A 13,141-nucleotide genomic window follows, 5' to 3' on the forward strand; every position below is an offset into this window, starting at 1 on the left:
GTCCCGCCCCGGACCCGCGGGGTCCCCTTACTTCAGCGCCTGCGACACCAGGTCCCGGGCGGCCTCCTGCACCTGGGCGAGGTGCTCGGGTCCCTTGAAGGACTCGGCGTAGATCTTGTAGACGTCCTCGGTGCCGGAGGGGCGGGCGGCGAACCAGGCGCTGTCGGTGGCGACCTTGACCCCGCCCAGCGGGGCGCCGTTGCCGGGCGCGGTGGTGAACACCTCCTTGATCGGCTCGCCGGCGAGGGTGTCGGCGGTGACCTGGTCGGCCGAGAGCCGGGACAGGATCGCCTTCTCCTCGCGGGAGGCGGGGGCGTCCACCCGGGCGTAGGCGGGGTCGCCGAACCTCCCGGTCAGCGCGGCGTAGTGCTCGCTCGGCGAGCGGCCGGTGGTCGCGGTGATCTCCGAGGCCAGCAGCGCCAGGATGATCCCGTCCTTGTCGGTGGTCCACACCCCGCCGTCGCGGCGCAGGAACGACGCCCCGGCGCTCTCCTCGCCGCCGAAGCCGAGGGAGCCGTCCAGCAGCCCCGGCACGAACCACTTGAAGCCGACCGGCACCTCCATCAGGCGCCGGCCCAGGTCGGCGGCCACCCGGTCGATCATGCCGCTGCTCACCAGCGTCTTGCCCACCCCGGCGCCGGCCGGCCAGTCCGGCCGGTGCGAGTAGAGGTAGGAGATCGCCACCGCGAGGTAGTGGTTGGGGTTCATCAGGCCGCCGTCGGGGGTGACGATGCCGTGCCGGTCGGCGTCGGCGTCGTTGCCGGTGGACACGTCGTACGCCTCGCGGTTCTGGATCAGCGAGGCCATCGCGTACGGCGACGAGCAGTCCATCCGGATCCTGCCGTCCCAGTCGAGGGTCATGAACCGCCACGTCGGGTCGGTCAGCGGGTTGACCACCGTCAGGTCCAGCCGGTGCCGCTCGGCGATCTCCCCCCAGTAGGCGACGCTCGCTCCGCCCAGCGGGTCGGCGCCGATCCGCACCCCGGCCGACCGGATCGCGTCGAGGTCCAGCACCGAGGGCAGGTCGTCGACGTAGGTGCCGAGGAAGTCGTAGCGCCCGGTCGTCCCGGCGGCCAGCGCCTTCGCGTAGGGGACGCGCCGCACGCCCTTCAGCCCCTCCGCGATGAGGGTGTTGGCGCGGTCCTGGATCCAGGAGGTGGCGTCGGTGTCGGCCGGGCCGCCGTTCGGCGGGTTGTACTTGAAGCCGCCGTCGGCGGGCGGGTTGTGCGAGGGCGTCACCACCACGCCGTCGGCGAGGCCGGCCGTACGGCCCCGGTTGTGGGTGAGGATCGCGTGGGAGACCGCCGGGGTCGGGGTGTAGCCGTCGCGGTCGTCGATCAGGACCCGCACCCCGTTGGCGGCGAAGACCTCCAGCGCCGACACCCGCGCAGGCTCCGACAGCGCGTGGCTGTCGGCCCCGAGGAACAGCGGGCCGTCGATGCCCTGCTCCGCCCGGTACTCCACGATGGCCTGGCTGGTGGCGAGGATGTGGTCCTCGTTGAAGGCCGTCTTCAGCGACGAGCCGCGGTGACCGGAGGTCCCGAACGCCACCCGCTGGCCGACCTCGCCGGGGTCGGGGCGCAGGGAGTAGTAGGCGGTCACCAGCCGGGCCACGTCGACCAGGTCGGACGGCTGTGCGGGCTTGCCCGCGCGGTCGTGCGTCATCAGATTCTCCTCACCTCACCGGGGCCACATCGCCAAGGCCAACGGTACTTACCCGCGAATCGGCGGCTCACCGCCCCCTTCGGCGTTCACCCCTTGCGGTTATTACTTGTCTGAGTTATTTATTACTCATGGGAGTAAAAACGGTGCGCGTGCCGAGCCGGCCCCGGGGGCCCCGATGAACGGCCGCGCCCGCGCGGGGCTCCTCCTGCTGGTCGACCTGGTGGCGCCCGCCGGGCTCTACTACCTGCTGCGCGCGGCCGGCCTCGGCGAGACCGCCGCGCTGCTCACCTGCTCGCTGATGCCGGGCGCGGGCATGACCCTCACCTTCGTCAGGGAGCGCCGGCTCGACCCGGTGGGCCTCTTCATGACGGGTGTGACGCTGGCCGGGGCCGGCCTGACGCTGGTCACCGGGAGCCCCCGCCTCATCCTCCTCAAGGGAGCCCTGCTGATGGCGGCCTTCGGCGGGTGGTTCCTGTACTCGGCGCGCGGCGGCGACCCGGTCCACGGCCCCAGGCCGATGGCGATGCGGCTGTCCCGGCCGCTGCTGGAGGGGTGGGCCGTCGCCCGGTGGCGGCCGTGGGACGAACTGTGGGAGCACTCGCCGCTCTTCCGCCGCATCTGGCGGGTCTCCACGATCATCTGGGGGGCCGGGGCGCTGGCCGACGCGGCGGTCCGCGCGGTGATCGCCTTCGCCCTGCCCGTCGATCTCGCCGTGGGGCTGAACGGCGGGCTGTACGCGCTCTACTCGGTGCTCATGCTGGTGATCGTCAACGTCTACCAGGTGCGCGCGGGCCTGTTCGACCGCCGCGTCTACGCCTCCGCCGCGCCGGAGTGACCGTCCGCGCCGGGTCCGGTCGCGGAGGTCTCCTCGATCTCCTCCAGGCGGGCCCGGAGCCGGGCCCGGATCTCCTCCGGCGTGTAGGAACGCCGCCGCCGCTCGGCCCGGACCACCACCGCCCCGGTCGCCGCGACGCCCGCCACCCCGGCCAGGCCGACTATCTTCCACCACCGCATGTGCCTAGGCTACTTCCCGTGATCGGCAAAAGCGTCAGCCTCGACGAGGCGGTCAACCTGACCCGCACCGGCGACGTGTGGCTGTTCCGCGGCCGCAGCGTGCCCGACCGGGCCATCCAGACGGTGACGAACAGCCCCGTCAACCACGTCGGCATGTCCGTCGTCATCGAGGACATGCCTCCCCTGATGTGGCACGCCGAGCTGGGCCGGTCGCTGCCCGACCTGTGGTCCGGCACCCACCAGCGCGGCGTCCAGCTGCACGACCTGCGCGACGCGGTCCGCGTCTGGGCCACCCGGTACGGCCAGCGCGGCTGGCTGCGCCAGCTCGAACCCGAGGTCACCGCCGAGATGGAGGACGCGGTGCTGCGCGTCATCTCCCGGCTGGACGGCACGCCGTTCCCCTCCACGGCCCGGCTCGCCGGGCGCTGGCTGCGCGGGCGGGTGCCGCGGGCCCTCCGGCGCGCCGCGACCGGCAACGCCCTGGAGAGCGCCTACTGCGCGGAGGTCGTCGCCGTCACCTACGAGGAGATGGGCCTGCTCCCGGCCGGGCGCCGGCCCCACTGGTACGACCCCGGCCGCTTCTGGAGCGGCGACGACCTGGAGCTGACCGGCGGCTTCCAGCTCGGCGGGGAGATCACGGTACGGCTCGGATAGAGCCCGCGCGGGGCCGCCCGCGAGCCCCGCGAGCCCCGGCCGACGCCGTGCCGGCCGGCCTCGGGCCGCCGCCCGCTCTGAGCCGTGCCGGGCGTGGAGCGTCGGGACCGTCCACCCCCCGGTACGGCGACACACCATGACCGCGCCCCCAACTGATCACTTAGGGAGATATGTGGTCAAGAGTCACCTTATGCGGTATTTATCGGCAAATTGTGGGGGAATCGATCAACGAAGAGAACGATGGGCACCTTCGGGTCCGCCCGACCGGATCCCGGAGGGCTCAACCGTCCGACAAGGAGATCACCGTGAAGAAGTCTCTTCTCGCCTCGGCACTGGCGGCCCTCACCCTGGCGGCGGCCCCGGCGGCGCAGGCCGTCACCGCGGCCTCCTTCCTCACCACGCCCAGCCCGGGGCCTACGGACATGACCTCCCCCGGACCCACCGAGATGTCCGGCTCGCCGTCGGCCGGTGAGGCGGGCCAGCCGTTCGGCCCCGGCTGCTCCCAGCTGCCGGCGGAGGGCAAGGGCAGCCCGGCCGAGCTGAAGAACGAGTCGCTCGACCAGGCCCTGCAGGACATTCCCCAGCTGTCCACGCTCAACAAGGCCGTCCACGCCGCCGGGCTGACCGACCAGCTGAAGTCCGCCCAGAACATCACGGTGTTCGCACCCGTCAACGAGGCCTTCACCAAGATCCCGAAGGAGGCCATGGCCAAGGTCCTGCAGGACAAGGAACAGCTCACCAAGATCATCCACAACCACGTCGTCGAGGGCCGCAAGACCCAGGCCGACCTCGCCAGCGGGACGCTGACCACAGTGGGCGGCGGCACGCTGAACGTCTCGGGCTCCGGTGAGGAGTACACCGTCAACGACGCCAAGATCCTCTGCGGCAACATCCAGACGTCCAACGCCACCATCTACCTCATCGACTCGGTCCTGATGCCCGAGGCCGGGGCGTCGGCCTCGGCGTCGCCGAGCTGACCGGCCGGGCGGGGGCGCCCGCGGCGGACGCCCCTGACCGCGCCTCCGACGGCGCTCCCGGCGGCGCCACTGACGGCGCCTCCGGCCGAGCTTCTGACGAGGCCTTTCTCCTTCGTCTCCTCGTCGAGGACTACCCCGCCCGTCCGTGGGAACGGGCGGGGTATTCGAGCAGGGACGGGGGAGTCGTTATGAGCGAGGGCGGGTCCGGCCAGGTGGCGCGGCGGCTGCGGGAGACCGCCCGCGAGGCCTTCGGATGGGACGACCTGCGTCCCGGGCAGCCGGAGGCCATGCGCCACCTGATGGACGGCGGGGACACGCTGGTGGTCATGCCCACCGGGGCCGGCAAGTCGGCCGTCTACCAGATCCCCGCGCTGCTCATCGACGGGCCGACGGTGGTGGTGTCGCCGCTGATCGCCCTGCAGCGCGACCAGGTGGCCGGGCTGCGGGAGGCCGACGCCGGCGGGGCGGTCGCCGTCAACTCCGCGCAGTCCGACAGCGAGGCGTCCTTCGAGGCGATCCGCAAGGGCACGGCGGAGTTCCTGTTCCTGTCCCCGGAGCAGCTCGCCAAGCACGAGACGATCGAGCGGCTCCGCGCGGCCCGCCCCTCGCTGATCGCCATCGACGAGGCCCACTGCGTGTCGGCGTGGGGACACGACTTCCGCCCCGATTACCTGGGCCTGGGGCGGGTGATCGAGGCCCTCGGCCATCCGCCGGTGGCGGCGCTGACCGCCACGGCCACCCCGTCGGTCCAGGAGGAGATCGTCCAGACGCTGGGCCTGAGGGACGTCCACCGGATCGTGCGGGGCTTCGACCGGCCCAACATCGACCTGGAGGTGCGCCGCTTCGTCACGGCCGAGGACCTGCGGCGGGCGCTGGTGGAGGACGCCGCCTCCCGCGAGGGCGTCGGACTGGTCTACGTCGCCACCCGGCGCGCCACCGAGGAGTACGCCGCCGAGCTGCGCGAGCGGGGCCGCCGGGTCGAGCCCTACCACGCGGGCATGAAGGCGGCCGAACGGCAGCGGGTGCACGAGCTGTTCCGCGACGGCGAGGTCGACGTCGTCGTGGCGACCTCGGCGTTCGGCATGGGGATCGACAAACCCGACGTGCGCTACGTGCTGCACGCCGCCCCGCCGGAGTCCCCCGACTCCTACTACCAGGAGATCGGCCGCGCCGGGCGGGACGGCGGCCCGGCCTCCGCCGTGCTGTTCTACCGGCCGGAGGACCTGGGCCTGCGCCGCTTCTTCGCCGGAGGCCGGGCCGACGAGGAGCTTCTGCTGCGGACCGCCACGTTGCTCGGCGAGCACGGCGGCGCCGTCCCGGCGGGCGAGCTGCGCGCCGTGCTGGACGTCGGCCCCACCCGGCTCACCCGGGTGGTGAACCTGCTGGAGAAGGTCGGCGCGGTCGAGATCACCACCGAGGGCGACGTGCGCGTCGTCCCCGGCGGGCCGGAGCCGAAGGAGGCGACGGCGCGGGCCGTCGAGATCGACGACACCCGCCGCCGCATCGACGAGTCCCGCATCGACATGATGCGCGGCTACGCCGAGACGACCGGCTGCCGCCGCCGGTTCCTGCTGGAGTACTTCGGCGAGCCGTACGAGCGCGCCTGCGGCGCGTGCGACACCTGCCGGGAGGGCGCGCCCGCCGGGTCCGAGCCCAGCGACTCCTTCGCCATGCACGCCAAGGTGCGCCACAGCTCCTGGGGCGACGGCATGGTGATGAGCAGGGAGAGCGACCGCATCACCGTGCTGTTCGACGAGGTCGGGTACAAGACCCTCCTCCTGGAGGCGGTCGAGCGCGAGGGCCTGCTGACGGCGGCCCGCTGACGGGCGGGTCAGCCCGTCTTGCGGGCCACCCCGGCCATCGTCCAGGTCCTGGTGGGGCGCCGCGCGGCGAGCGGGTTGTCGGGACGCCAGTGGCGGGCGTACACGAAGCCCGGCTCCACCAGCTCCATGCCGTCGAAGAAGCGCAGCACCTCGCGGCGCGTGCGCGCGGCCCGCTCGCCGTAGCGGCTGAGGACCCTGCGGTAGACCGCGGTGATCGGGTCGGCCACCTCGGGGTGGTCGTCGAAGACGGCGTGGGCGATGACGAGGTGACTGCCGACCGCCAGCGAGTCGCGCAGCAGCGCCACGCTCTTGTGCGGGTCGTCCTCGTCGGGGATGAACTGGAGCGCGTTGGTGATCAGGACGGCCGTCGGCCGGTCGGGGTCGATGAGCGCCCGCAGCTCCGGGTCGGCCATCAGCTCGTCCTGGTGGAGGACGTCGCCCCGGACGACGGCGGTGGCGTCGTCGGTGGCCAGCAGCGCCCTGCCGTGGGAGAGCGCGACCGGGTCGTCGGCGACGTAGACCACGCGGGCCCCGGGGGCGACCGAGCGGGCGACCTGGTGGACGTTCTCCCGGGTGGGCAGGCCCCAGCCGAGGGCGAGGAACTGGTCGATCCCCTCGTGGGCCAGGTGACGCACCACCCGGCCGAGGAACGCCTCGGTCTCCTCGACCATGTTCCTGATCTCCGGGGCGATCGCCAGGATCTGCTCGGCGGCCTCCCGGTCGGCCGCGAAGTTGTCCTTGCCGCCGAGGATGTAGTCCAGCATCCGGGCGACGTTGGGTGTGCTCGTGTCCAGCCGCGGTGGCGGACGCCGGTCCGTGCCGTTCATGTCACCTCCCTCGTCGCCTGTGAGGGTAGAGAACACCGGCGGAGAAGGATAGACATCGGCGAGTGGACAAAAAGAGAAATATTCTTATTTTTCCGCCGCGGCTCAGCGGCACGCCTCCAGGCGCCGGGCGGTCCCGCCGGGAAGGGCGAACGACGCCCACACGGCCTTGCCGCTGGTCTCCAGCGGGGCCCATCCCCACGTCTCGCAGATCCCCTGCACGACCTGCAGGCCGCGGCCGCTCTCGGCCTCGTGGTCCGGCTCGCGCAGCCGGGGGCCCTCGTCGCGGGGGTCGGTGACCGCGCACAGCACCGCGCGCTCGGTGTGGCAGACGACGACCCGGACGTCGTGGAACGGCCGGGCGCGGGCATCTCCCCGCAGCCCGTGCCGCATCGCGTTGGTGACCAGCTCCGACACCACCACGGAGGCGTCGTCGACCAGGGGTTCGAGCTCCCAGGACACCAGCGCGGCCGCGGCGAACTCCCGCGCGGTGCGGGCCGCCCAGCGATCGTGGGACAGTCCGCGCGCGGCCAGGCGGAGCTGCCCGGCCGGGACCTCGGCGCCGGACCAGGGGGGTGGGCCGCCCGGGGGAAGGATGCGGCCGAGGAGGGACAGCCACCGCTCCCATCCGCCGGTCTCGGACCGGAGGGAGGGGGCGGGGTGCGTGGGGTGACCAGTCATCTGTGACCTTGGGATGCGTGGCGTTCGCGTAACAAGCGCAATGCGAATAGCTATATTGCCCATGAGTGTTGTGCATAAGCAAGTACAGATGCACGTGCAGATGCACAAAGCTCTATGATCGAGGCGTTTCTTCCCTGTGGTTCCCGTGAGAGGCGAGGATGAACGAGCAGCTCAACGGCGTCTCGGCGGCCCTGCTGGCCGGAGCGGTGTGGCGCAAGAGCCGGTTCAGCAACCCCAGTGGCAACTGCGTCGAACTGGCTCCCCTGCCCGGCGGCGCGGTCGCCGTGCGCAACTCCCGCGACCCCGACGGGCCGGCCCTGGTCTACACCCGGAACGACCTCGACGCCTTCGTCAGGGGAGTGAAGGGCGGGGATTTCGACGACCTTATTGTCACGATTGGTTGAAGAATAAAATTCGCTGTGGCCGGGAACGAGTGATCGGAGTACGGTGAAGGCTCGCGACGGCCACAAAGAGTGGGCGGGGGGTCGCGTTCCGCGCACGAAGGACTGCTGATGACCATACCTCGCGCCGACGGCGAACCGGCCGTTCCGATCCCCATCGCCGCGCCGAGGGGCAGCTCGACGGTTCTCCGGATCATGCTCGGCGCCCAGCTACGCCGGCTCCGGGAGGGCCGCGGCATCACCCTGGAGGAGGCCGGCCACGCCATCCGCGCCTCCCATTCGAAGATCAGCCGGATGGAGCTCGGCCGGGTGAGCTTCCGGGTCCGCGACGTCGCCGACCTGCTCACCATGTACGGCGTGACCGACGACGACGAGCGCCGGCCCCTGCTCTCCCTCGTCGAGCGGGCCAACCAGACCGGCTGGTGGCACAACTACAACGACGTCCTGCCGAACTGGTTCGAGACCTACGTCGGCCTGGAGGAGTCGGCCTCCGGCATCCGCAACTACGAGGTCCAGTTCGTGCCCGGCCTGCTGCAGAGCGAGGACTACGCGCGGGCCGTGATCCTGCTCGGCTTCCCCGCCGCGGGCGAGGAGGAGCTGGAGCGCCGGGTACGGCTGCGCATGGCGCGCCAGCGGGTGCTGCGCGGCTCCGACCCGCCCCACCTGTGGGCGGTGCTGGACGAGGCGGTGCTGCGCCGCCCGCTCGGCGGGGCCGAGGTGATGCGCGGCCAGATCGACCACATCCTGGCAGCCCTGGAGCTGCCGAACGTGACGGTGCAGATCGTGCCGTTCAGCGTCGGCGGCCACGCCGCGGCCGGCGGGCCCTTCAGCATCCTGCGCTTCGCCCAGCCCGACCTGCCGGACATCGTCTACCTGGAGCAGCTCACCAGCGCTGTCTACCTGGAGAAGCGCGACGAGGTGGAGCGCTACATCGAGGTGATGGAGCGGCTCTGCATCGAGGCCGAGCCGGCCTCGCGCACCCCCGAGATCCTCGGGCGGATCCGCGACGAGCTCTGACGGCCCGCCGCCCGCCCGCGCGGACGGGCGGCGGAACCGCACCGGAGCATCAGAGGTACTTCGCGAACAGGTCCGTCGTCGGCCAGCTCGTCACCTTGACGGCGTTCATCTGCGGGCTGAGCACGTCGAAGTCGAGCGTGCCCGTCTCCTCCCGCCGGTTGAACAGGGCCGCGTAGGTGAAGCCGTTCTGCAGCCGGGCCAGGTAGGTGTAGGTGCCCGGCATGCTGCCCGCGTGCCAGGTGTTGAGGTGGCCGGTGACCTGGCGGACGTACCAGCCGGCGCCGTACCACCAGCCGTCGCCGCTGACGCCGATCTCCGGCTTGGCGAACATCCGGGAGATCGACGTGGAGTTCAGCACCGTTCCGGCGGCGTCGAAGACGCGGGCGAACCGCACGAGGTCCACCGCCGAGGCCACCCAGCCGCCGTTGGCGTCATGGTTGGGCACGTTGAACCCGCCGTACTGGTACGGCACCACGGTGCCGGAGTCGTCCAGCACCGTCTTGCGGGTGTACTGCGAGGCGTAGGACACCTCGCCCGGCAGCGCCTCCGACCGCAGGCTGCGGCCGATCCGCATCCGGGTGACCCCCGCCGGGGCGAGCAGCGTCTGGCGGACGTAGGACTCGTAGTCCATGCCGGAGACCTTCTCGACGATCCGGCCGAGCAGCAGGTAGCCGTAGTTGCTGTAGGCCATCTTCGAGCCCGGGTCGAAGTCCAGCGGCCGTCCGGTGGCGTAGCGGACGATGTCGTCCTGGCTGATCGGCAGCGGCACGTCCAGCGCGGCGGAGATCGCGTGGTCCTGCCAGAGCTGGTCGCCCGAGGCGTCCCGGTCCCAGCCGCCGAGGTGCTGCAGCAGGCGCAGCACGGTCACCTGGGCGAGCCTGGGGTCGGCGGTGGCCGACAGGCCCAGCAGCGTGGTGACCGGGGCCGACAGGCTCAGCCTGCCGTCCTGGACCAGCCGCATGATCGCGGTGGCCGTGATGTGCTTGCTCAGGCTCGCGATGCGGAACAGCGAGGTCGGGGTCGTCTGCGGGACGTAGCGTGAGCCGTCCGAGTAGGTGTATCCGCGGGCCAGCACGAGCTTGCCGTACTTGGTGATCGCGAGTTGCGCGCTGGAGATGCCCCGTTCCTTGACGAAGGTCTTCATCACGTCGTCGAACCCGGCCAGCGAGGAGGGGGCGGTGCCGGAGACCGTGACTCCCGGCAGGAGGGGAGCCGCCAGGGCGGGCCGGGCGCCCAGCGCGAGGGCGGGCAGCGCCCCCGCGCCCACCCTGAGCAGGTTCCGGCGGCTGAGCGTCGTCACTTTCTGGCCTCCAGCATCGGTTTACTTCAGGAAGATCAGCATCTTACGGACATTTCCTGGAAGTGATCTCTGGTTCGCCCGGGTACGGCGGGCGCCGGAGGGCCGCGTGCCGTGTCCGCCCGCGCGCGGCGGCCGGGCCGGACACCGAGCCGTCGAAGGCCGACGACCGGCCGTGCCCGCCCGCGCGGCGGCCGGGCGGCCACCTGCGGTCGCGCGCCCGGCGGGCGGGGCCGGCCGTACGGCCGCGCGTAGCATCGCTGGTGTGGAGCTGTTCCACCTGCGCTACTTCGTCGCCGTCGCCGAGCAGCTCAGCTTCTCGGGGGCGGCGCGGCGGCTGCACATGGCCGCCTCGCCGCTGAGCCGCCGGGTGCGCGACCTGGAACACGAGCTCGGCGCCGCGCTGTTCGAGCGCGACTCCCACCACGTCCGCCTCACCGAGGCGGGCGCGACGCTGCTGCCCATCGCCCGGGACATCCTGGCCCGCGCCGACGACATCCCGTGGCGGCTGAGCCGGGTGTCCGCCGGCGGGCGCGACGTCGTCCTCGTCGGCGTCCCACCGGGACTGCACGAGAGCCTGCGGGAGGGGCTGCGCACCCTGGAACGCCGGCTCGCCGGGTGGTACGACCTCAGGCGCTGGCCGGGCGGCAGCGAGGACCTGGCGCGGGCGGTGGCCCGGGGCGAGCTGACGGCGGCGTTCGTCCGGCTGCCGGTGCGCGGCCCGGAGGCGGCGGCGCTGGAGGTGCTGGAGGTGCTCACCGAGCCGCTGGGGGCGGTGCTCCCGGCCGCGGAGTTCGGCTCGCGCACCTCGGTCTCGCTCGCCGAGCTGAGGGACCACGCCTACGTCGTGGCCGCCCCCGGACTGGCGCCCGCCTATTTCGACCGGCTGGACCGAGAGCTGTCCGAGGCGGGAATAAAACAGCGAATCCGCCTGAAAACCGGGGACTACACCGGCACCGGGGAAATAGTGGCGCAGGGCTCGGCGTTCTCCGTCTCCATACTGGGCGAGCGGACCGCCATGCGCAGGTACCGCCACGAGGACACGGTGCTCCTGCCCTTCTCGGACTTCGATCCTTCCCTGGTCACGGGGCTCGTCTGGCGCGCCGACCGGTACGCCGCCGACCCGGCGCTGCGCCGTCTCGTCGCGCGGGCGAAAGAGATGACCGGGCTCGGCGAACCCTTTCGGAGCCGCCGTGTGATCCGTTTCCCGAAAGCGCCCCCCGCGGCGTGACCGCGGCGGTCACACCGCCTTTTCCGTATCGGTCGGGCCAATAGTTCGCCTGGCTAAGTATCGGCGGGTAATTTGAATAGGAGAGAAATACGCAGAACACTTCACGGGTGCGTGCGCCCGTCGGGAGCCGCAATGCCTGAGCCGAAGAACCACACCGGCGCCGCCACGCCGCGGCGGGCGCCCGAGCCGGAGAACCCCGCCGTCACCGCCACGCCGCCGCGGGAGCCGTCCGCCGCCCCGCCTCGGGAGCCGTCCGGGCCGTCGGCGGGGGAGCCGTCCGGGCCGCTGGCGGGGGTGCGGGTCATCGACCTGTCCACCGTCGTCATGGGCCCGTACGCCGCCCAGATCCTCGGCGACCTCGGGGCGGACGTCATCAGGATCGAGCCGCCGCGGGACACCGCCCGCAACGGCACCGTCCACCGCACCCCGGGCATGACGTCGCTGTACCTCAACGTCAACCGCAACAAGCGCAGCGTCCGCCTCGACCTCAAGGACGACGCCGACCGCGAGCGGGCCATGGACCTGCTCGCCACGGCCGACGTCCTGATCACGAACATGCGCATCGGCGCGCTGCGCCGGCTGGGCATGGACCACGAGAGCCTGCGCGGACGCTTCCCCCGGCTGGTCTACGCCCACGCCCAGGGGTTCCGCCCCGACTCCGCCCGCGCCGGGCTGGCCGCCTACGACGAGACCATTCAGGCCGCCTCCGGCCTGATCGACGTCGCCGAGCGCGCCGCCGACATCGCGCGGCCGGTGGTGCTGCCGACCATCCTCGCCGACAAGGTCAGCGCGCTGACCATCGTCTACGCCACGCTGGCGGCGCTGGTCCACCAGCGCGCCACCGGGCAGGGCCAGCTCGTGCAGGTCCCGATGGCCGACACCATGATCGCCTTCAACCTCGTCGAGCACCTGCAGGGGCACACCTTCGAGCCGCCCCTCGCGCCGACCGGGTACGCCCCCGCCCTGAACCGGGGCCACCGGGCCCGGCCGACCAGGGACGGCCTGGCGATGGTCATCCCCTACAGCCCGCAGAACCACCGCGACCTCTTCGCCGCCGCCGGCCGGCCCGACCTCGCCGACGACCCCCGGGTCAACGGCGAGAAGATCGACGTCGTCCGGGACGGCGTCGCCCTGTCGGAGATGGTGGAGTCGGTCACCCCGGCGCTGACCACCGCCGAGTGGGCCGAGGTCTGCGCCAAGCACAGCATCCCGTTCGGCCCGGTGCTGCGGCTGGAGGAGGCGTCCGGCGACCCCTACGTCCGCGAGGGCCACCTGATGGACGTCGCCGAGCACCCCACCGAGGGCTCCTACCGGGTGATCGGGGTGCCGGTGGCCTTCTCCGCCACCCCGGCCTCCGTCCGGCGCCACGCGCCGCGCCCCGGTCAGGACACCGAGGAGGTGCTGGCCGAGCTGGACCGCCGCGCAGCCGCGCGGGCCCGCTCCGAGGGGACCGGTCCCACGGATGCCCGCCGTACCGGGACCCGCCGTACGGAGATCCGCCCGGCGGAGGCCTGCCCCGCGGAACCGGGGGCATCGGAAGTGTCCGAGCACTGACCC

General features: G+C 72.4%; 13 protein-coding genes. 8 read left to right on the forward strand and 5 right to left on the reverse strand.

What is annotated here, in order from left to right; all coding sequences use genetic code 11:
* Positions 1-27 precede the first annotated feature (27 nt).
* Positions 28-1,665, reverse strand: coding sequence for a phosphoglucomutase (alpha-D-glucose-1,6-bisphosphate-dependent) (gene pgm, locus HDA43_RS32340; protein ID WP_179828340.1), 1,638 nt, complete (start codon positions 1,663-1,665; stop codon positions 28-30).
* A gap of 175 nt (positions 1,666-1,840) precedes the next feature.
* Between pgm and HDA43_RS32345 the strand changes: the two genes are divergently transcribed.
* Positions 1,841-2,500, forward strand: a complete 660-nt coding sequence (locus HDA43_RS32345; RefSeq protein WP_179828342.1) for a VC0807 family protein — start codon at positions 1,841-1,843, stop codon at positions 2,498-2,500.
* Here HDA43_RS32345 and HDA43_RS32350 read toward each other — a convergent pair.
* Positions 2,476-2,679 carry a hypothetical protein gene (locus tag HDA43_RS32350; RefSeq protein WP_179828344.1) on the reverse strand — a complete coding sequence of 68 codons (204 nt, stop codon included), beginning with the start codon at positions 2,677-2,679 and terminating at the stop codon, positions 2,476-2,478. The two genes, HDA43_RS32345 and HDA43_RS32350, sit on opposite strands and share 25 nt — an antisense overlap.
* An 18-nt stretch (positions 2,680-2,697) precedes the next feature.
* On the opposite strand from HDA43_RS32350, the gene HDA43_RS32355 reads away from it, so the two are divergent.
* The 3 genes from HDA43_RS32355 to HDA43_RS32365 all read left to right on the forward strand — a co-directional run bounded on the left by HDA43_RS32355 (position 2,698) and on the right by HDA43_RS32365 (position 6,133).
* Positions 2,698-3,333 (forward strand): hypothetical protein, encoded by a 636-nt coding sequence (locus tag HDA43_RS32355; protein WP_312873651.1) that lies wholly within the window; start codon positions 2,698-2,700, stop codon positions 3,331-3,333.
* Between the two features lie 305 nt (positions 3,334-3,638).
* The gene (locus HDA43_RS32360; protein WP_312873652.1) at positions 3,639-4,310 is read left to right on the forward strand and encodes a fasciclin domain-containing protein; all 672 of its coding nucleotides are present in this window, start codon (positions 3,639-3,641) and stop codon (positions 4,308-4,310) included.
* 188 nt (positions 4,311-4,498) lie between these two features.
* The gene (locus HDA43_RS32365; RefSeq protein ID WP_179828348.1) at positions 4,499-6,133 is read left to right on the forward strand and encodes a RecQ family ATP-dependent DNA helicase; all 1,635 of its coding nucleotides are present in this window, start codon (positions 4,499-4,501) and stop codon (positions 6,131-6,133) included.
* Positions 6,134-6,141: 8 nt separating this feature from the next.
* Here the strand turns inward: HDA43_RS32365 and HDA43_RS32370 are convergent, their stop codons facing one another.
* Complete coding sequence (locus HDA43_RS32370) at positions 6,142-6,960, reverse strand: SAM-dependent methyltransferase (RefSeq protein WP_179828350.1); 819 nt, start codon at positions 6,958-6,960, stop codon at positions 6,142-6,144.
* Positions 6,961-7,062: 102 nt separating this feature from the next.
* Positions 7,063-7,638 carry an ATP-binding protein gene (locus HDA43_RS32375; protein ID WP_179828351.1) on the reverse strand — a complete coding sequence of 192 codons (576 nt, stop codon included), beginning with the start codon at positions 7,636-7,638 and terminating at the stop codon, positions 7,063-7,065.
* 158 nt (positions 7,639-7,796) lie between these two features.
* Between HDA43_RS32375 and HDA43_RS32380 the strand changes: the two genes are divergently transcribed.
* Together HDA43_RS32380 and HDA43_RS32385 are read left to right on the forward strand one after the other, a co-directional pair.
* Positions 7,797-8,042 carry a DUF397 domain-containing protein gene (locus HDA43_RS32380; RefSeq protein ID WP_179828352.1) on the forward strand — a complete coding sequence of 82 codons (246 nt, stop codon included), beginning with the start codon at positions 7,797-7,799 and terminating at the stop codon, positions 8,040-8,042.
* Positions 8,043-8,150: 108 nt separating this feature from the next.
* A complete protein-coding gene (locus HDA43_RS32385) occupies positions 8,151-9,056 on the forward strand; it encodes a Sco1979 family transcriptional regulator (protein ID WP_179828353.1) in 906 nt (301 codons plus the stop codon).
* Positions 9,057-9,105: 49 nt separating this feature from the next.
* Here HDA43_RS32385 and HDA43_RS32390 read toward each other — a convergent pair whose 3' ends face one another.
* Positions 9,106-10,356, reverse strand: coding sequence for a serine hydrolase domain-containing protein (locus tag HDA43_RS32390; protein WP_179828354.1), 1,251 nt, complete (start codon positions 10,354-10,356; stop codon positions 9,106-9,108).
* Between the two features lie 262 nt (positions 10,357-10,618).
* Here HDA43_RS32390 and HDA43_RS32395 point away from each other — a divergent pair, with 262 nt between their 5' ends.
* Together HDA43_RS32395 and HDA43_RS32400 are read left to right on the forward strand one after the other, a co-directional pair.
* Entirely contained in the window at positions 10,619-11,584 is a 966-nt protein-coding gene (locus HDA43_RS32395) for a LysR family transcriptional regulator (RefSeq protein ID WP_179828355.1), read from the forward strand.
* A 132-nt stretch (positions 11,585-11,716) separates the two neighbouring features.
* Complete coding sequence (locus tag HDA43_RS32400) at positions 11,717-13,138, forward strand: CaiB/BaiF CoA transferase family protein (RefSeq protein WP_179828356.1); 1,422 nt, start codon at positions 11,717-11,719, stop codon at positions 13,136-13,138.
* Positions 13,139-13,141: the final 3 nt, after the last annotated feature.

This window comes from Streptosporangium sandarakinum (assembly GCF_013409935.1).
GTDB classification, from domain to species: Bacteria; Actinomycetota; Actinomycetes; order Streptosporangiales; family Streptosporangiaceae; genus Streptosporangium; species Streptosporangium nondiastaticum.

Coding starts and splice junctions, on each gene's coding strand:
- HDA43_RS32400 (WP_179828356.1), top strand. CDS start 11,717: ATGCCTGAGCCGAAGAACCACACCGGCGCCGCCACGCCGCGGCGGGCG.
- HDA43_RS32345 (WP_179828342.1), top strand. CDS start 1,841: ATGAACGGCCGCGCCCGCGCGGGGCTCCTCCTGCTGGTCGACCTGGTG.
- HDA43_RS32370 (WP_179828350.1), bottom strand. CDS start 6,960: ATGAACGGCACGGACCGGCGTCCGCCACCGCGGCTGGACACGAGCACA.
- HDA43_RS32350 (WP_179828344.1), bottom strand. CDS start 2,679: ATGCGGTGGTGGAAGATAGTCGGCCTGGCCGGGGTGGCGGGCGTCGCG.
- pgm (WP_179828340.1), bottom strand. CDS start 1,665: ATGACGCACGACCGCGCGGGCAAGCCCGCACAGCCGTCCGACCTGGTC.
- HDA43_RS32380 (WP_179828352.1), top strand. CDS start 7,797: ATGAACGAGCAGCTCAACGGCGTCTCGGCGGCCCTGCTGGCCGGAGCG.
- HDA43_RS32365 (WP_179828348.1), top strand. CDS start 4,499: ATGAGCGAGGGCGGGTCCGGCCAGGTGGCGCGGCGGCTGCGGGAGACC.
- HDA43_RS32375 (WP_179828351.1), bottom strand. CDS start 7,638: ATGACTGGTCACCCCACGCACCCCGCCCCCTCCCTCCGGTCCGAGACC.
- HDA43_RS32385 (WP_179828353.1), top strand. CDS start 8,151: ATGACCATACCTCGCGCCGACGGCGAACCGGCCGTTCCGATCCCCATC.